The following is an 18,672-nucleotide window of genomic DNA, read 5'->3' as shown; positions in this document are numbered from 1 at the left end:
CGCTGTGACGGCCTTGATGTGCTTCATACGGCCACGCTGCCGCGCAGCTGATAACTGCCATCGGCCTGGCGCACCAACGGGTTGGCCGCTGCCAGCAGTCGGTGGGTAAAGGCGTGTTGCGGGTGATCGAACACTTGCGCGGTGGTGCCGACTTCCACCAGCCGGCCTTGCTGCATGACAGCCACGCGGTGGGCAATGCGCTCCACCGCCGCCAGGTCGTGGGAAATGAACAGGCAGGCAAAGCCGTACTGCTTTTGCAGCCGCTCGAACAGTTCGAGAATTTGCTTCTGGATGGTCATGTCGAGGGCGGAAATCGGCTCGTCGGCGATGACCAGTTTGGGATGCCGAATCAGCGCCCGACCAATCGCCACCCGCTGACGCTGACCGCCGGAGAGCTGGTGCGGGAAGCGCTCGGCAAAGATCGGCGCCAGCCCCACATCGTGCAGGATGGTGCGTACCCGTTCGGCGCGCTCCTCGCGACTGAGCCCCGGCACATGGCGCAACGGCTCGGCAAGAATTTCCGAGATCCTCGCGCGCGGATCAAGGGAGGAAACCGGGTCCTGGAAGATCATCTGGCATTGCAGGCGGTGCTCACGGTTGGCGCTTTTGAGGATGTCGACGCCATCGAAGAAAATCTCGCCGGCAACAGGCGTCACCAGACCGACCACCGACCGCCCGAGGGTGGTTTTACCCGAGCCGCTGCCGCCGACCAGCGCCAACGTTTCACCGGCAGAGATTTGCAGGCTGACCCCGTCCACCGCGCGCTTGGGCTTACCGCGCAGCAGGAAACCCTGGCGGCCCGGATGCTCGATGGTGACATTGCGGATATCGACCAGCGGCGCGGCCACGGGTGCGCTGTCAAGGTTGCCCCGGGTCGGCAGCGCCTCAAGCAGCTGCCGCGTGTACTCGGCCTTCGGACCCAGCAGGATCTGCTCGGTCGGGCCGCTTTCGATGGCCTTGCCGCTGCGCATCACCACGACCTTGTGGGCATGGCGCACCACCAGTGACAAGTCATGGCTGATGAACAGGATCGCCGTGCCCTCCTCCCGCGTCAGGTCGAGCATCAGCTCGATCACATCCGCCTGGGCCAGGGTGTCGAGGGCCGTGGTCGGCTCGTCGGCAATCAACAGCGCCGGGCGCAACAACATGACCGACGCGAGCATGATGCGTTGCCGCATGCCGCCGGAGAACTCGTGGGGAAAGGCTTTCAGGCAACGCTCGGGGTCATCGATGCCGATGCGTCGCAACATCTCCAGCGACCGGGCGAGGATGGTTTTTTCATCCTGATCGGTATGCAGGCGCAACCCTTCAGCCATTTGCTCGCCGATGGTCAGGGTCGGGTTGAGCGAAACCATCGGCTCCTGGAACACCATGCCGATCTTCGAACCACGCACATTGCGCAATTGATCCGTCGACAAGGCGCAAAGATCGTTGCCGCCGAACTCGATACGACCGGAGGCGACGCGCATCGGCGGCGGCAACAAGCCGATGACCGCTCGCGCAGCCATGGTCTTGCCGCTGCCGGACTCGCCCACCAGCGCGACGATCTCGCCCGGGGCCATGTCGAAACTCAGGTGGTCGACCGCCAGCGGTCCATCGCTGGCCACCTGGATGCAAAGATTACTGACGCGAAGCATAGGCTTGACGGTATCCATTAGCGACTCATCCGGGGGGTCAAGGCGATCACGCAAGGCGTCACCGAAAAGATTGATGCCGATCAGGGCGATTGAAATCATCAGGCCGGGGAAGAAACCCAGCCACGGCGCGGTGACCAGATGCGGACGGCTGGAAGCCAGCATGTTTCCCCAGGTGGCGGCCGGCGGTGGAACGCCCAGGCCGAGAAAGCTCAGGGCGCTTTCCGACAGGATCGCCCAGCCGAACATGCTCGTGGCCAGCACGATCAGGGGTGCGACGCAGTTCGGCGCAATGTGCCGCCACATGGTGTAGAGCTCACCGTTGCCGATCACCCGCGAAGCTTCGATGAACTCCCGCTCGCGCAGCGACAACACGGTACTGCGCACCACTCGCACGACCGTGGGGATGTACGCCAGGCCCAGCGCCAAGACGATGCCGTACTGACTGGCCCCGACAATCGCCAGCAGCCCCAGCGCCAGCAGCATGCCCGGGAACGCCAGCAGCGCGTCGTTGACCATCATCAACAGGCGATCGGTCCAGCCTCGCAGGTAACCGGCGAGCAGGCCGAACAAGGTGCCGATGCTGATGGCCAGCAACACGGTCAACAGACTGATCCACAGACTGGTGCGCGCACCGATGATGATCCGGCTGAACACATCGCGACCGAACTCGTCGGTGCCCAGGATGTGCGACCAGGATGGCGCCAGGAAGCGGTTGGCCAAATCCAGGCGCAACGGGTCGTAGGGCGTCCAGACGATGCCCGCCACCGCGAGTATCACCAGCAGCAACACCAGGCCGCCGCCGATCAGCGCGTTGAACGAGAGTGGACGCTTTTTAGCGCGGGCCAAAGGCTCAGTCACGGGAGGCGCAGCCATTTCGCTTAAGGTCTTCATGCTTTCACCCGGGGATCGAATAGCGGATACATCAAGTCGACAAGCAGGTTGACCAGCACGTAGACGAACGTGATGAGCAACAGGCAGCCCTGCAGGACGGGGTAGTCACGGGCGTAGATCGAATCGACCATCAGGCGGCCTATACCCGGGATGGTGAACACCGTTTCGATGACGGCGATCCCGCCCAGCAGGTTGCCGAGGATCAGGCCGATCAGTGTCCAGGTCGGTGCAAAGGCATTGCGCAAGGTATGGCGCCACAGCACGGCACGCTCGGACAAACCCTTGGCCCGTGCGTGGGCGATGTAGTCCAGGCGCAGCACCTCGATCGAACTGGCGCGCTGCATGCGGATAATCACGCCGCTTTCATGCAACACCAGCGTGGTCACCGGCAGGATGATGTAGGCCAGTGCCTTGCCAAAATCGGCGGAGAACGGTACATACCCCACCACCGGCAACCAGCCCAGCTCCAGGCCGAACACATACAGCAGCAACAGGCCCATCCAGAAGCCGGGGATCGACAGCAACAGCGTCGCGGTGGTGACCAGTCCCAGATCCACCAGCGTGTCCTGCTTCCACGCGGCGAGCATGCCCAGGGGCACGGCAATCAGGGCCGCCAGGGCCACCGCTGTGAGGACGATGGTCACACTGACACTGAATCGCTCGAGCACCAGCGGCAAAACCGCTTCATGGCTGGTGATCGAAACGCCCAGATCGCCCTGGAACAATGCCTTGAGCCAGATCAGGTACTGCGCGATCAACGGCTGGTCCAGCCCCAGGGACTGACGCAATTTGATCAGGCTGGCCGGGTCGGCCATATCACCCAGCATCAACAGCGCCGGGTCGCCGGGTATCAGCCGGATCATTGCGAAGACCGCAATTGAGATCAGCAATAGCGTCGGGACCGCCATGGCCAGACGCTGAACGATCAAACGAAACATGTGGGTTCCTCGATGTTGATACGCAGCCCGGGATCGGGCAGATCACAAACGGGCAACAGTTCGCTGCTTACCAGGTTGCATAGCGTGCGTAGTCGGACTCCATCTCAAGGCGGTACTGCCCGAACGTGCGGTTGATTGCCGGCAACGAGGCAATTTCCATGAAGCCGCTGGCCGGTCGCATCAGGATCATTGCCACCGTGGCGGACAGGTTGTCCTCGCCCCCCGAACTTGGACGGGGTGGCCGGCACACGGCGAACGGCTTGCCGAAGTCGTCGAAGAACGCGTTTTTGAGATGTTCCAGCGTCAGGTTGCCATGAAACGGCTTGAGGCATTGTTCGACGCGGATATCGCGATAGAAACTTTCCGGTGCGCCAACGATACCGGTGTTCTTCAGCTTGACCTGCGCCACCGGGCTGCGCCAATGGTTGGCATGCACAATGAGGTCGTTGACTTCGTACAACGGGAAGACTTCATCCGGCGCACATTCGTAATTGATGCCAAACCCGCTCGCGTGGCTGAGCATCATGTTGTTCGAGCCCGACTTCGGTGTAACAGCCACCGCTTTCATCGACAGCGCGAAGTGGTTGGCTTCCAGCGCCTTGCGACGAATCAACGGCAACGGCACGCCCAGGGCCTGGTAATCGCGATCCGACTCCAGGTTGTTGCCGGTAATCGCGGTGCCGATGGAGTTCATGCCCGCACGCGCCAGGCCGCCCGCCTCGGTAAACGTCAACAGGTCCGGACCGTCGTCACGACGGATGTGCAGGACCACGCCCGTCTCCGCGCATTCCATGCGCCAGTCCCAGTTCTGGCCGTGCAGCACTTCGTTGTTCGCCGTGGCCCCCGGCAGGATGATCGCGCCGGTGCAGCCGTCCAATTCCGGTTTGTCCTGCATCGAACGCCGCCCCAGATGAATGATCTCGGTGCGCGCGTTGATCAGCACGATGGCCTCGAAATCATGGCCCGAGCCTTCGGCGATGCCGCGCATCTCTTCCAGGTACTGCGGCTCGAACGCTTCGATGTTGGGGATGAACTGATTGACCAGGCGCTTGATGCCGGACCAGTCGTAACCCATGTCCAACAACTGCTGACCGTAGATTTCAATGCTGCGGGCAATGATCTGTGGGCATGCTTTGCCGTATTGCACACCCCGGGCAAATGGCCCGCCACTCAGTTCGATACAAGGAAATTGACCGCTCATGCCACGCCCTCTGATTGTTTGAGCAAGACATGGAGCAAGGAACAGGCCAATTTCACAAAAACCCAATCAATATTGGCGCCAATTTGGTATCCAATAATACTTCATCTGCAAAATGCACTGTTTTTGCTCAGAAAATCGGGTAGTAAATTCACAAGTGTGTAAAAAAGTGGCACGACTCAGTGTGGGGTCGACGGCCTCGATCGTGTTCAGCATTGGCTGAGCAATTACACACAAAACGTGAGCAATGCCTTTACCCAATGGACCTTGATGCAGGATTCGCGATGAATATGCTGTGAGCATGTTTCCGTGATCTCGCATGACAACAAGAGCCCACTCCATGCACAGCCCTAGAACGCTCTACCAGAAACACATCGACAGTCACACGGTCTGCGCCCTCGACGATCAGGGCCATGTGCTGCTGTACATCGACCGCCAGGTCGCCAACGAATACACCAGCCCGCAAGCCTTCAGCGGCCTGCGCGAAGCGGGTCGCAAGGCGTGGCGTCCGGGGGCGACGCTGGCGGTCGTCGACCACGTCAACCCGACGGCACCGACGCGCATTGCCACCATGCCGGATGCCGGGGGCGCCCTCCAGGTGTCCTACTTCGAAGAAAACTGCCGCGACTTCGGCATCGAGCTGTTCGACGTGCTGGACAAGCGCCAGGGCATCGAGCACGTCGTGGCCCCCGAGCAAGGCTTTATCCTGCCCGGCATGGTCGTGGCCGCCGGCGACAGCCACACCACCACCTACGGCGCCCTGGGAGCCTTCGGTTTCGGCATCGGCACCTCGGAAATTGAACACCTGCTGGCCTCGCAAACCCTGGTCTACAAACGCCTGAAGAGCATGCGCGTAACGGTCAATGGCGTGCTCGGGGCCGGCGTGACGTCCAAGGACATCATCATGGCCCTGATCGAAAACATCGGCGCTTCCGGCGCCACCGGTTACGCCATCGAGTTCGCCGGCCAGGCTATCGACGCCCTCAGCGTCGAAGCGCGCATGACCATCTGCAACATGGCCGTCGAAGCCGGCGCCCGGGGCGCGTTCATGGCGCCCGATGACAAGGTCTTTGCCTATCTGCAACTCAAGCCCCGGGCCCCTCAAGGCCAACTGTGGGACCAAGCTGTCGCGAAATGGCGCGGCCTGCACAGCGATGAAGGCGCGGTGTTCGATCGCGAAGTCAGCCTGGATGTCGGGACGCTGGAACCCATGGTCACCTGGGGCACCAGCCCCGATCAGGCCGCACCGGTGGGCGGGCATGTGCCGGACCCGGCCACGCAACCAGACCTGATCCTGCGCCAGGGCATGCAACGCGCCCTGAACTACATGGGCCTGGAGCCGGGCATGCCGCTGAGCGACGTGGTGATCAGCCATGCCTTCATCGGTTCCTGCACCAATGCGCGCATCGAAGACCTGCGCGATGTCGCCCGCGTCGTGCGCGGCAAACGCGTGGCGGCCCACGTGCGGGCGATGATCGTGCCCGGCTCGACGCTGGTGCGAAACCAGGCCGAAGACGAAGGGCTGGCGCAGATCTTCCTCGATGCCGGTTTCGAATGGCGCCAGTCCGGTTGCTCGATGTGCCTGGCGATGAATGACGATGTGCTCGCCCCCGGCGATCGCTGCGCTTCAAGCACCAACCGCAACTTCGAAGGACGCCAGGGCGCCGGTGCGCGCACCCATTTGATGAGCCCGGCCATGGTCGCCGCTGCAGCGATTACCGGGCATTTGACCGACGTGCGCACGTTCGCGCTGGAGGCTTGAACCATGCAACCTTTCACTCTCGTCAGCGGCAGCGCCGCCCCGCTTCTGGCCGCCAACATCGACACCGACGTGATCATGCCCAAGCAGTTCCTCAAAGGGATTGATCGCAAGGGCCTGGACAAGGGGCTGTTCTTTGACCTGAGGTTCCTGGCGTCCGGTGAGCCCAACCCCGGATTCATCCTCAATCAACCGGCCTGGAACGACGCTGCGTTTCTGCTGACGGGGCCGAATTTCGGTTGTGGTTCGAGCCGCGAACATGCGGTCTGGGGGCTCAAGCAAGTGGGCATCCGCGCACTGATCGGCACCTCTTTCGCCGGGATTTTCTACGACAACTGCCAGCGCAACGGGGTGTTGGCGATACAGCTGGCCGAGGATCAACTCAAGCAGATGGCCGCGTTGACCAGCGATCCGGCAACGGCGCGAATCAGCGTCAATCTTCCGGAGCAAACCATCGAACTGGCGGACGGCAAGGTGATCGCGTTCGATATCGATCAGCTGCGCAAGCAATCGTTGCTGCTGGGGCTGGATGCGATTGGCACGACGTTGCAACGGGCCGAGCAGATTCGCCAGTTCGAAGCCCGGCACCTGGCGGAAAATCCCTGGTTGGTCTGACGGAAAAACCTCTGGCTGTGGCTGTTGCGTCAATGATTTTGTAGGAGCGAGCCTGCTCGCGATGGACTCAAGGGCGCCGCGTTTAACCAGTTAGCACGCGTTATCGTTGACGACCATCGCGAGCAGGCTCGCTCCTACAGAGGATCAAGGCGTCGGTGGTTCACTCAACCGACAGATGCCGGAAGTATTCTTCGAGAAACTCGACGCACACCCGCAGCTTGGCCGACTGGCTCAGCCGTGTCGGGTACACGGCCCACACGTTGGCGCTCTGGGTGTACTCATGCAGCACTTGCACCAGCCGCCCCTGCTCGAGCATCGGCTTCACGTCCCACATCGAGCGCAACAGAATCCCGCCGCCACTCAAGGCCCACTGCAACACGATCTCGCCGTTGTTGGAGGATAAGGGCCCGCTGACGCGCACCGATTCGTCTTGCCCGTCCTTCGTCAGGCTCCACACGCCGAACGCGTTGTTGCGCTCCTTGAGCACCAGGCAATCGTGGTCTTTCAAGTCCGCCAGCGATTGCGGCACACCGCGCCGTTGCAGGTATTCGGGCGTGGCACACAGCACCCGCCGGTTGCTCACCAGCTTGCGTCCCAGGTGCTGGCCCGGCAGGTCATCCCCCACGCGAATTTCCAGGTCGAAACCCTCGCCGACGATGTCGACCACACGATCGAACACGTCCAGGCGCAGTTCGAGTTTGGGGTAAGTTTGCGACAGCTCGCAGATCGCCGGTGCCACATGGTTGCGGCCAAAACCGAAGCTGCTGCAGATGTGCAGCGAACCCATGGGCTGTTGCCGCGCCTCGGATATTTCGCTGACGAAGTCATCGAAGTCGCCGAGCAGTTTCTCCGCCCATACCCGTACCCGCTCACCGTCGTCGGTCAGTGCGATGCGCCGTGTGGTGCGGTGCAGCAGGCGGGTCGAAAGCGTAGTTTCCAACACCGAGATGCGCTTGCTGATGTAGGCCGGCGAATACCCCAGCTCCTCGGCGGCACTGGCGAAGCCGTTTTTGCGCACGACGGTGAGGAAAACCTTGAGGTCTTCCGGCAAGGGAAACTGATCACGATTCGTGTTCATACGCCTCATACTTTCGCTGTTTATTGCGTTATTTGCGAAGGATACCATCGATCTACCGAGTGGCAATCCATCCCCGGTGAGCCGTGGTTTCTGCATCCTCGATAAAAACAAGCATGAGGAAAGCGCAACATGAACAAGCCCTATGAGCAAACCCTTAACGCCCCCGACGGCGGTTTCGTGCAACGCCTGCGCAGCCTCTGCGCCTACGAAATCGGTGTCATCCCGCTGCCGATATTCCTTGGCATCGCCCTGATTGTCTTTCTCTCCGCGCACCTGGGTTTCCTGCCCAAGAACATGATCGGCGGGCTCGCCGTGATCATGACCATGGGCGTGTTCTTCGGCCAACTGGGCTCGCGCCTGCCGATCCTCAAGGAAATCGGTGGCGGCGCCATCCTGTGCCTGATGCTGCCGTCGATCCTGGTGTTCTACGGCTTCTTCGGGCCGGCGACGATCGACGCGACCAAAATGCTCATGAAGGACGCCAACTTCTTGTACTTCGTGATCGCCAGCCTGGTGGTCGGCAGCATCCTGGGCATGAGCCGTTTCATTCTGGTCCAGGGCATGATCAGGATGTTCATCCCCCTGCTGGTCGGCACCCTGGCGGCCGTCGCCAGCGGATTGATCGTCGGCAAACTGGTCGGCTACAGCTTCCACCACACGTTCTTCTTCATCATCGTGCCGATCATTGGCGGCGGGATCGGCGAAGGCATCCTGCCCCTGTCGCTGGCTTACTCGGCGATCCTCGGCGGCACGCCGGATATCTATGTCGCGCAACTGGCACCGGCGGCGGTGGTCGGCAATATCGTGGCGATCATCTGCGCCGGCTTTCTCGCTCGCCTGGCGCTGAAACGCCCGAGCATCAATGGCGAAGGTGCGCTGATCCGCGCCAGGGATGAGAACGATAAATTCAAGGTCAAGGAAGACACCGGCTCCCTTGTCGACTTCCGCGTCATGGGCGCCGGCGTGCTGCTGATCTGCGCGTTTTTCGTCCTCGGCGGCCTGCTGGAAAAAGTCGTGGGCATTCCCGGCCCGGTGATGATGATTCTCGCGGCGGTGCTGTTCAAGTACGCCCGGGTGCTGCCGGAAAAACTCGAGAAAGGCGCCAACACCTTCTACAAACTGGTGTCCGCCGCCTTCATCTGGCCGGTGATGATCGGCCTGGGCATGCTCTACGTGCCACTGGACAGCGTGGTCAAAGTGTTCTCGGTCGGCTATGTGCTGGTCTGCGTCTCGGTGGTGGTGTCGATGACCGTGGCCGGTTTCTTCATCGGCAACCTGATGAAGATGTACCCCATCGAATCGGCCATCGTCACCTGCTGCCACAGCGGTCTGGGCGGCACCGGCGACGTGGCGATCCTCTCGGCGTCGAACCGCATGTCGCTGATGCCGTTCGCACAGATTTCCACCCGGATTGGCGGAGCTTCGACGGTGATTCTGGCGACGATCCTGTTGCGCCTGTTTGTCTGAAGCTCTCAACACACAAACCCTGTGGGAGCGAGCTTGCTCGCGATAGCGTTGTGTCTGATACATAGATGTTGAATGTACGACCGCAATCGCGAGCAAGCTCGCTCCCTCGGGACGTGCGGTGCTCAAACTATTAGCTGAACAGAACACCGGCCCCCGTGCCGGTGTTTTGCATTGTGAGGCCGTTATCGGCCCAGCCGATTCAAACCTGCGAATTATCGATTTGTGCAGGAGTCCGGGTACCGCGAGCATGGCGTCACTTCCAACAACAAAAACCAAGGACCCGCCATGACCGCCCGATTTCACAACCCGGTTGATACCCGTTTCGGCTGGGGCAGCCTGCAAGAACTTGCCGCCATCACCGAACACCAGAACGTTGCCCTAGTGACCTTTCCCGAAGCCCGTGGCCTGGGGCTGGTGGATCGCCTTCAAGCACTGCTGGGCGAACGGTTGGTCTACGTCATCGAGGATGTCCAGCCCAACCCCGATGTGGCGCAACTTCGCGCGACCTATGAACGCTTCTGGCAGGAGGCCGGCGATTGCCATACGGTGATTGCCGTCGGTGGCGGCAGTGCCATCGACACCGCCAAGGCGCTGATTGTCGGTACCGAGTCGGGGCACTTCGATGAGCTGCTGGCATTGCTGGCAAGCGGCAAACCCTTTGTTCCGGCACGCAGCAAACAGTTGATTGCGGCGCCGACCACGGCGGGCACCGGCAGTGAAGTCACGCCCTGGGCGACGATCTGGGACGCGAGCAACCACAAGAAGTATTCCCTGCACCTGGAATGCACCTGGCCAAAAGTGGCGATCATCGATCCGCAACTGATGCTCACGGTGCCGGCCGGCGTCACCGTGTCCACCGGGCTGGACGCCCTGTCCCACGCGCTGGAGTCGATCTGGAACATCAACGCCAATCCGCTTTCCGACACCTTCGCCATCTCTGCCATCGAAGACATCCTCGAATGCCTGCCGTTGCTGCGGCGCGACCTGTCCAGCCAGGAACTGCGTTCACGGATGGCCCTGGCCGCACTCAAGGCCGGCATGGCGTTCTCCAACACCAAGACCGCGCTGGCCCATTCCATTTCCTACGAGATGACCTTGCACTACGGCTTGCCCCATGGCATTGCCTGCTCCTTCACCCTGCCGCTGGTCCTGGGCCTTGCCTGGGGCCACGACGAGACGCGCGACAAGACCCTGCAGCGGGTTTTCGGACCTGACCTGGACAAGGCCCAGGCCCGCTTGCGCGCCTTCCTGCACAGCCTGGATGTGAAAACCGAGTTCGCCGACTACGGCGTGTCGGCCGAAGAGGCCCAAACCATGATCGATTTCGCCCTGCAAGGCGCACGCGGCAAGAACTTCATCGGCGCACGAGCGGCCTAGGGCTCCCCAGCCCCCAAGACACTACACTGCCAGCGGCGTAACGAGCCGCGACGATTTCCTGCAGCACCTGAAAAAGAGTGCACCCTGCGATGCAACTCGCAGGGAACGAACAAGAATAAGGAAAAGATCATGAATCGTGCCCAAACCATGCCAGGTCTCGCCGTACACACCGCATCGTTTCGTGTCGCCCAGTGGCGCATGCTGCTGGCAGCCATGTTTTGTTATCTGTTTTTCTATACCGGGCGACAAACGTTCGGTTTCGCCATCCCGGGTATCCAGGCCGAGTTCGGCTTTACCAAGGAACACCTTGGGTGGGCATCAGCCGCCATGCTTTGGGCTTATGCCATCGGCCAAGCCATCAACGGTAACCTTGCCGACAAGTTTGGTGGCCGCCGCATCATGACCGCCGGTGCCGTGCTGTCCTGCGCCGCCAACTGGGTGACCAGCTTCGCCGGTAATTTTGCCGCGCTCATCCTGCCCTGGGGCATCAACGGCTACTTTCAGGCTTTGGGGTGGGCGCCGGGCAGTCGGCTGATCTCCAATTGGTGGAGTGCCGGCGAGCGTGGCAAGGTGTACGGCCTATACGTGTTCGCCGCCGGTTGCGCCTCGGTCCTTTCTTACGTGACCTCGATCGTGGTGCTTGAGGTGATGCATCTGGAATGGCGCTGGATCTTCCGCCTGCCCGTGCTGCTCATGCTGGCGGGCGGCATCATCTTTTACCTGGTGGCCCGCGAACGTCCGCAAGACCTGGGTTTCGAGCCGCTTGCCGACACCGGTGTAGCCAATGCCGAGGACAAAAGCCATGAAGTGGCCCATGGCGAAGTCGAAACCTCCGCCCAGCGCTACAAAGCGGTCCTGAAAAACTTCCGCCTGATCATCGCCGCCGTGTCCCTGGGCTTCCAGAACGCCGCCCGCTACGGTCTGATCGTCTGGGTGCCGGTGCACTTCCTGGGCGCCAACTGGAAAAGCGGCGACAGCATGATCGATCCGAAGTGGATCACCGTGGCCCTTCCCGTCGGCATGGCCATCGGCGCCCTGAGCAACGGCTGGATCTCCGACAAGCTGTTCGGCTCCAAACGCTACCTGGCGATCATGCTCTACATGTTCCTCGGTGCGGCGACCAGTTTGTGGATGTGGACCCTTGCCCCCCACAGCGCGACCGGCCTGATTGCCCTGTTTCTCTGCGGCTTCTTCGTCTACGGCCCGGCTTCCAGCTTCTGGGCGTTGTGCCCGGACCTGGTGGGCGCCAAGCGTGCGGGCACCGCAACCGGGGTGATGAACTTCTCGTCCTACCTGTTCGCCGGCCTGGCGGAACCGCTGATCGGCAGTATGCTCGACAGTACCGGCAACACCTCGCTGATCTTCATCGTGGTCACCAGCGCCTGCCTGTGCAGTGCGGTGGTCGCGTTGTTCATCAGGCGTTGAGCGCCCGGCCAGGCAAGTTGAATCGAGACAGCGGCTGAGGAACAGGATCGCCTATGTACCAGTACCACAAGTGGCTACGTTCATTTCATGCGGTGGCCAAGACCGGCAGCTTCACCCTCGCCGCCGAGTACCTGAGCGTCGGCCAGCCCACTGTCAGTGAGCAGGTCAATGCGCTGGAGAAGAAGTTTTCCGTAGAGCTGTTCCACCGCCGTGGCCGCTTCATCGAAATGAGCGCGGCGGGCCACCAACTGTATTCGATCACCCAAGGCCTGTTCGGCCAGGAGGATGAAGCCGTGCAACTGCTGCAGAGTTTCAAGCAACGCAAGACCGGCATGCTGCGCCTGGGCGCAGTGTCGCCGCCGATTGCGATGAACCTGACCTACGAACTGATGCAGCGCCACCCGGACATCGAACTGGAAACTTCGTTTTCACCGGAAAAAGAGACCCTGGATCGCCTGTTCAATTTCGACATCGACGTGGCGATCCTCGCTCTCTCCGAGTTCGACCAACGCTTCGACACCCAGCTGTACCGGCGCTACCCGATCATCGCCGTGGTACGGGATGACCATCCCTGGGCCAGCCAGAACGAAGTGCACGTCGAACAGATCAGCGAAGAAAAATGGGTCATGCGCGAGAAAAGCTCGCGCACCCGCCAACTGGTGGAGGAACGCTGCAAACAGCTCGGCGTGGCCCTGAACTGCGTCATGCAGTTGAACAGCCGCGAAGCCATTGTCCATGCCATCGCCAAGGGCATCGGCATCGGTTTTGTCTCGGCGGTCGAATACGCCGAAACCCCGGGCACCAAACCGATCACCTTCGTCAATCACCCGTTTTCCATCGACTACCACCTGTGCTGCCTGGGTATTCGCCGCAACCGGCCGATGATCGCGGAGCTGTTTGACTCGAGCCCGATTCCGGCCACCTGATTTCGCCTGACCTTTAGCTTTAGCAATCCATGGGCCTACTTCCTGGCGACAGGAGGGACGGCCTGCCCACAACAAAAAATGGAGCACCACCATGAACTACCAACAACCGACCCAACTGCAAGCCGTGGTCCTGGACTGGGCCGGCACCGTCGTCGACTTCGGTTCCTTCGCCCCCACGCAGATTTTCGTCGAGGCGTTTGCCGAGTTCGGCGTCGCCGTTTCGCTGGAAGAAGCGCGGGGCCCGATGGGCATGGGCAAGTGGGATCACATCCGCACCCTGTGCAACCAACCGCAGATCGCCGAACGCTATCGGGCAGTGTTCGATCGACTGCCGACCGACGACGATGTCACCGCCCTCTACGAGCGCTTCATGCCCCTGCAGATCGAGAAAATCGCCCTGCACTCGGCGCTGATTCCGGGCGCGCTGAACACCATCGACGCCTTGCGCGACAAGGGCCTGAAGATCGGCTCCTGCTCCGGTTACCCGGCGGTGGTCATGGAAAAAGTGGTCGAGCTGGCGCGGCACAATGGCTATGTCGCCGACCATGTGGTCGCCACCGATGAAGTGCCCAACGGCCGCCCCTACCCGGCCCAGGCCTTGGCCAACGTGATAGCCCTGGGCATCAGCGACGTCGCCGCCTGCGTCAAGGTCGACGACACCTGGCCCGGCATTCTCGAAGGCCGTGCCGCCGGGATGTGGACAGTCGCGCTGACCTGCTCCGGCAATGCCCTGGGCTTGACCTACGAGCAATACAAGGCCCTGCCCTCGGACAGGCTGGACAGCGAGCGCAGCCGCATCGTCAAGATGTTCGAGGCCTCTCGCCCGCACTACCTGATCGACACCATCGTCGATCTGCCGGCGGTCATCGAAGACATCAATGCCCGCCTGGCGCGGGGTGAAACACCGCAAGGTTCCTGAGCCGTCAAGCGGCCGTCCCGCGGGCGGCCGCCATCACTTGAAAAAATCGCTCGGCGTCTTGCCGAACTGCTTCTTGAACATGGTGGTGAACGCGCTCGGGCTGTCGTAGCCCAGCTCCCCGGCGATGTCGATGATCTTCTCCCCCACGGCGATTCGTTCCAGCGCCAGCAGCAGTCGCGCTTGCTGGCGCCATTGGCCGAAGGTCATGCCGGTTTCCTTGCGGAAACGGCGCTGGATGGTTTTGACGTCCAGGCTCAGCCGCTCGCTCCAGTCCGCCAGTGTCGAGCCATCCCCGGGATCACGCTGCAATGCGCTACAGATCAGGTTGATCCGTGGATCGGCGGGCTGTGGCAGGTTCAAAGGCAGGGTCGGCAGGATCGTCAGTTCATCCAGGATCAGCCGCAGTACGCGGGTCTCCCGTGCGTTCGGTTGTTCGCTGAAGTCGAAATCAACCGAGACTTTGATCAGCTCACTCAGGAGTGCAGAAACGCTCACGGCCCGAGGTTCGGCGGGCAGTCCGATGCTCGCGTCAGGGTGCACGAACACACTGCGCATCTTGATCGGCCCCACGCAGCGAATCGAGTGCACTTGCCCACTCGGCATCCAGATGCCACGGCTCGGCGGTACGGTCCATTGGCTGCTTGCGGCGTGCACCACCATCACCCCTTCGATGGCATAGATCAGTTGATGCTTCTCGTGGGAGTGCGGCTGGATAAACCAGTTTTCCGGGTAATCGGTCGCGCTGCTGCGAACGTCCCAGTCGCCTTGGTCGATGTCCGCGAGAAATTTATCCAGTGGTTTGATCATGACGCCCTTTTTGCGATGGTCGATGCCCGATCTGCGCGAGACGGGCGATTTCAAGGCCCCTAGGATAACGCCGAACCCTGAAATTGACTGCTTCGCAGTTCGCGTTTATCCGGAAGAACGCCCATGTCGACCACCACCCTCAGCTCCCCCTCACCCACCGCCTCGGTTGCAAGCCAGGCCAGCCCGCTGGTCATGCGCGTCATCGGCGCCTGCGCCCTGGCGCACCTGATCAACGACCTGATCCAGGCCGTGCTGCCGTCGATCTACCCGATGCTCAAGAGCACCTATGGCCTGAGTTTCACCCAGGTCGGCCTGATCACCCTGACCTTCCAGCTCACCGCTTCGCTGCTGCAACCCTGGATCGGTTTCTACACCGACCGTCATCCCAAACCGTGGCTGTTGCCGGCCGGCATGGTCTGCACCCTGATCGGCATCCTGATGCTGTCGATGGTCGGCAGCTTCCCGGCGATTCTCGTGGCCTCGGCGCTGGTGGGCGTCGGTTCGTCGACCTTCCACCCGGAGACCTCGCGGGTGGCGCGCCTGGCCTCGGGCGGTCGCTATGGCCTGGCGCAGTCGACCTTTCAGGTCGGTGGCAATGCCGGCAGCGCCTTCGGCCCCTTGCTGGCCGCCGCGATCATCATTCCCTACGGCCAGGGCAACGTGGCCTGGTTCGGCCTGTTCGCGGTGTTCGCCATCCTCGTGCAATACGGCCTGAGCCGCTGGTACCGCAATCACCTGAACCTGTTCAAGCTCAAGCAAGGCAGCAAGGCCACCCACGGCCTGTCCAAGCGGCGAGTGACCTTCGCCCTGGTGGTGCTGGCGTTGCTGGTGTTCTCCAAGTACTTCTACATGGCCAGTTTCACCAGCTACTTCACCTTCTACCTGATCGAGAAATTCGAGCTGTCGGTGGCCAGTTCGCAGCTGTACCTGTTCCTGTTTCTTGGCGCCGTCGCGGCGGGCACCTTCTTTGGCGGCCCGATCGGCGACCGGATCGGCCGCAAGCAGGTGATCTGGTTCTCGATCCTCGGCGCCGCGCCCTTCACCCTCGCCCTGCCCTACGTCGACCTGTTCTGGACGGGCGTGCTGAGCATGATCATCGGTTTCATCCTCGCCTCGGCATTCTCGGCCATCGTGGTCTTCGCCCAGGAGCTGGTGCCCGGCAACGTCGGCATGATCGCCGGGGTGTTCTTCGGCCTGATGTTCGGATTCGGCGGGATCGGTGCGGCGCTGCTGGGGCACCTGGCGGATATTCATGGCATCGAGTACGTGTACACGTTGTGTTCGTACCTGCCGTTGCTGGGAGTTTTGACGATCCTGTTGCCTTCGACCCGGAGTGCTCGCTGAAGGATTCAGCCGATCATTTTTGCTACCCGCCCTGTAGCACTCGGTAACACCCGGCCCTGTTGCGGTGCGTCTTTTCCACGGCGCACCGCCACCTGCCCCGCTCCACACGGGCAAAATCGCCATGGCGTACTTTGTGCATCCAATGGCCATCCTCTTCTGCCTGTAGTCGCCATGCGCCCCAAGGAACTGAAACTCTGGACCACCGGAGTCGCCCACCTGCTCGACCTGCCTGCCGGGCATGCGCGGCTGTCGGGGTTGAGCCACTGGCTCCGGCAAATCTGCCCGGTCGATCATTTCGTGTTGTTTGTCTACGAAGGCAATCACCGGCCACTGGCGATGTTCGATACATTCTCGGCGGACAAGCGCGCGGTGTATGTCGACGACTATCAGTGCGGGCCCTACCTGCTCGACCCGTTCTACCTGGCCTGCACCCGCGGGCAGGCGCCGGGGTTGTGGCGACTGCGCCAGTTCGCCCCCGACCACTTCTACCTCGGCGAGTACTTCCTGACCTATTACCAGCAGACCGGCCTCGCCGAGGAAGTGGCGTTTTTCGTCGACCTCGGCGGTGGTGCCACGGCGGTGTTGTCGCTGATGCGTTCCAACGCCGGTTGCGCGTTCAGCCGGGACGAAATGCAACTGGTCGAGTGTGCGCAAGCGGTGGTCGAGCAAGTCATCAACGAAGCCTGGCGCCTGCGTCAGGCCCAGCAACCGCGACCGGCGCAGGACCTGGACTTCAAGATCCGCGAAGCCTTCGACCACTTCGGCGCGCACATCCTCACCGGGCGTGAGCAGGAGATCGTGCAACTGTTGCTGCGCGGCCACTCCAGCGCCTCGGTGGCCGAACAACTGAACATCAGCCCCGGGACGGTGAAGATTCATCGCAAGAATATTTATGCGAAGTTGGGGATTGGTAGCCAGTCGGAGTTGCTCGGGTTGTTTATCCGGGAGTTAACGGAGGATCCGTTGCAGGTGCCCGGTCTCAAGCTGCAAGCCTGATCCTGTCGGTAAGCAAAATCCTGTGGGAGCGGGCTTGCCCGCGATAGCGGCAGCACATTCAACATTGATGTGTCTGACATACCGCCATCGCGGGCAAGCCCGCTTGTATGGTAGGACTTGAAGGGAGGAGGAGGGACAAAGCCCGATTCTGACTGTTGACGCAGTACAGATCCGTGGGAGATTTCGCCCCTCCTCCTTTCACCCAAGCGCCGATAAAGAATGCATCTGGCTAGACCGACGATAGGAACAAGCCTGCGCCTCTGGGTGAGCCCTTCAAGTGCTCAAAACCATATCCCGGAGGAAATCCAATGGCAATGCCGGTTTCTGTCAAAAAGCCGATCGTAGGCGTGGATGTCGCCAAGAACGAACTGGTGATCTATCACGCCGAACTTGACCTGCTCGAAGAGATCCCCAACAACAAAACAGCCATCAAGCATTGGTTGAAGGTCCTGTCGGGGACTGTTGCTGTAGCCATTGAGTCGACCAATATCTATCACCTGGAGTTTGCCGATCTGGCCTATGAGGCCGGCTGCGTGATTTATATGGTGGGTGGCTATGAACTCAGCCATTACCGCAAAGGGGTGAATATCCGCGCCAAAACCGATGCGCTGGATGCCAGACTGCTCGCTCGCTATCTGAAGAACGAAGGTGATGATCTTCACCCTTGGACCCCGCCATCACCGCTGTACCGCCAGCTCTTGAGCCTTTTTCGTCGTCGCGCAGCCTTGGTTCAGGCGCGGGTCGGGCTGGTGCAAAGCTGGGCGAATGAGCCGCTGCTGAAATCTGCTTTCGCCGAGCAAGTGAAGTCCATGCAAAAGCTTGAAACGCTGGTCGAAAAGACGATTAACGATCGTCTCAAAGAAGCTGGTTTGCTCGGTCAGTTGAAGCGTTGCCTGAAAGTTGAAGGCATTGGATTTCTGACCGGAGCCCGTTTGCTCACGACGTTTCAGCGGGGCGAGTTCAGAAGCGCGGATGCGTTTATCGCCTTTCTGGGGATGGATTTACGAGTGTCGAAGTCAGGACAAAAAGACGGTCGCCGGAGTTTGACTAAGCGAGGTGACCCGGAAGCCCGCCGGCTTTTGCACAACGCGGCGATGTCGGCCAGCCGAACGTCAGCCTGGAAAGGCTTTTACGAAGAGCAAAGAGCTCGAGGCTTCAGCACCACTCAGGCACTGGTGATACTGGCTCGCAAGCTTGCTCGGATCGTATTCGCCCTACTGAAGGGGCAGAGCGAATACCAACCAAAAGCCAGTTGAGGGCTTCCCCTCAACCATAGAATCTCCCACAGGTCTATC

General features: G+C 61.3%; 15 protein-coding genes and 1 pseudogene. 10 read left to right on the top strand and 6 right to left on the bottom strand.

Translation table 11 applies throughout. From position 1 onward, the window contains the following. Nucleotides 1-23 precede the first annotated feature (23 nt). The 4 genes and pseudogenes from AB4O16_RS29370 to AB4O16_RS29355 all read right to left on the bottom strand — a co-directional run bounded on the left by AB4O16_RS29370 (nt 24) and on the right by AB4O16_RS29355 (nt 4,667). Nucleotides 24-1,655: a dipeptide ABC transporter ATP-binding protein gene (locus AB4O16_RS29370; RefSeq protein WP_160387857.1), complete on the bottom strand. Its 1,632-nt coding sequence runs from the start codon at nt 1,653-1,655 to the stop codon at nt 24-26. A gap of 27 nt (nt 1,656-1,682) precedes the next feature. Continuing rightward, nucleotides 1,683-2,510 (bottom strand): annotated as a pseudogene (locus AB4O16_RS29365) (ABC transporter permease); the annotation flags it as partial. A gap of 14 nt (nt 2,511-2,524) precedes the next feature. Further along, entirely contained in the window at nt 2,525-3,466 is a 942-nt protein-coding gene (locus AB4O16_RS29360; RefSeq protein WP_103393754.1) for an ABC transporter permease, read from the bottom strand. 67 nt (nt 3,467-3,533) lie between these two features. Continuing rightward, complete coding sequence (locus tag AB4O16_RS29355; protein WP_460156522.1) at nt 3,534-4,667, bottom strand: C45 family autoproteolytic acyltransferase/hydolase; 1,134 nt, start codon at nt 4,665-4,667, stop codon at nt 3,534-3,536. A 337-nt stretch (nt 4,668-5,004) separates the two neighbouring features. Between AB4O16_RS29355 and leuC the strand changes: the two genes are divergently transcribed. Continuing rightward, entirely contained in the window at nt 5,005-6,426 is a 1,422-nt protein-coding gene (gene leuC / locus AB4O16_RS29350) for a 3-isopropylmalate dehydratase large subunit (RefSeq protein WP_460156521.1), read from the top strand. Between the two features lie 3 nt (nt 6,427-6,429). Beyond that, on the top strand, nt 6,430-7,038 hold the full coding sequence (gene leuD / locus AB4O16_RS29345; RefSeq protein ID WP_460156520.1) for a 3-isopropylmalate dehydratase small subunit: 609 nt from the start codon (nt 6,430-6,432) through the stop codon (nt 7,036-7,038). Between the two features lie 160 nt (nt 7,039-7,198). Here the strand turns inward: leuD and AB4O16_RS29340 are convergent, their stop codons facing one another. Beyond that, complete coding sequence (locus tag AB4O16_RS29340) at nt 7,199-8,116, bottom strand: LysR substrate-binding domain-containing protein (protein ID WP_460156519.1); 918 nt, start codon at nt 8,114-8,116, stop codon at nt 7,199-7,201. Between the two features lie 129 nt (nt 8,117-8,245). On the opposite strand from AB4O16_RS29340, the gene AB4O16_RS29335 reads away from it, so the two are divergent. From AB4O16_RS29335 to phnX, 5 genes are all read left to right on the top strand, one after another. Next, nucleotides 8,246-9,583, top strand: a complete 1,338-nt coding sequence (locus AB4O16_RS29335; RefSeq protein WP_460156518.1) for a 2-hydroxycarboxylate transporter family protein — start codon at nt 8,246-8,248, stop codon at nt 9,581-9,583. A 285-nt stretch (nt 9,584-9,868) separates the two neighbouring features. Then, nucleotides 9,869-10,960, top strand: coding sequence for an iron-containing alcohol dehydrogenase PsrA (gene psrA / locus AB4O16_RS29330; protein ID WP_160387864.1), 1,092 nt, complete (start codon nt 9,869-9,871; stop codon nt 10,958-10,960). A 129-nt stretch (nt 10,961-11,089) separates the two neighbouring features. Then, nucleotides 11,090-12,385 carry an MFS transporter gene (locus tag AB4O16_RS29325; RefSeq protein WP_460156517.1) on the top strand — a complete coding sequence of 432 codons (1,296 nt, stop codon included), beginning with the start codon at nt 11,090-11,092 and terminating at the stop codon, nt 12,383-12,385. Between the two features lie 53 nt (nt 12,386-12,438). Continuing rightward, nucleotides 12,439-13,311, top strand: coding sequence for a LysR substrate-binding domain-containing protein (locus AB4O16_RS29320; protein ID WP_460156516.1), 873 nt, complete (start codon nt 12,439-12,441; stop codon nt 13,309-13,311). Nucleotides 13,312-13,402: 91 nt separating this feature from the next. Continuing rightward, the gene (gene phnX, locus AB4O16_RS29315; protein WP_460156515.1) at nt 13,403-14,230 is read left to right on the top strand and encodes a phosphonoacetaldehyde hydrolase; all 828 of its coding nucleotides are present in this window, start codon (nt 13,403-13,405) and stop codon (nt 14,228-14,230) included. A gap of 33 nt (nt 14,231-14,263) precedes the next feature. On the opposite strand, the gene AB4O16_RS29310 is transcribed toward phnX, so the two are convergent. Beyond that, on the bottom strand, nt 14,264-15,037 hold the full coding sequence (locus tag AB4O16_RS29310; protein WP_460156514.1) for an AraC family transcriptional regulator: 774 nt from the start codon (nt 15,035-15,037) through the stop codon (nt 14,264-14,266). A 123-nt stretch (nt 15,038-15,160) separates the two neighbouring features. Between AB4O16_RS29310 and AB4O16_RS29305 the strand changes: the two genes are divergently transcribed. The 3 genes from AB4O16_RS29305 to AB4O16_RS29295 all read left to right on the top strand — a co-directional run bounded on the left by AB4O16_RS29305 (nt 15,161) and on the right by AB4O16_RS29295 (nt 18,633). Further along, complete coding sequence (locus tag AB4O16_RS29305) at nt 15,161-16,381, top strand: MFS transporter (RefSeq protein WP_460156513.1); 1,221 nt, start codon at nt 15,161-15,163, stop codon at nt 16,379-16,381. Nucleotides 16,382-16,552: 171 nt separating this feature from the next. Then, nucleotides 16,553-17,377 (top strand): response regulator transcription factor, encoded by an 825-nt coding sequence (locus AB4O16_RS29300; RefSeq protein ID WP_460156512.1) that lies wholly within the window; start codon nt 16,553-16,555, stop codon nt 17,375-17,377. Between the two features lie 308 nt (nt 17,378-17,685). Continuing rightward, nucleotides 17,686-18,633, top strand: coding sequence for an IS110 family RNA-guided transposase (locus AB4O16_RS29295; RefSeq protein WP_460155370.1), 948 nt, complete (start codon nt 17,686-17,688; stop codon nt 18,631-18,633). Nucleotides 18,634-18,672 lie beyond the last annotated feature (39 nt).

The organism is Pseudomonas sp. S2_H10, assembly GCF_054668285.1.
The sequence above is the reverse complement of the archived record's forward strand: the minus strand, read 5'-3'. Positions and strand labels throughout refer to the sequence as shown.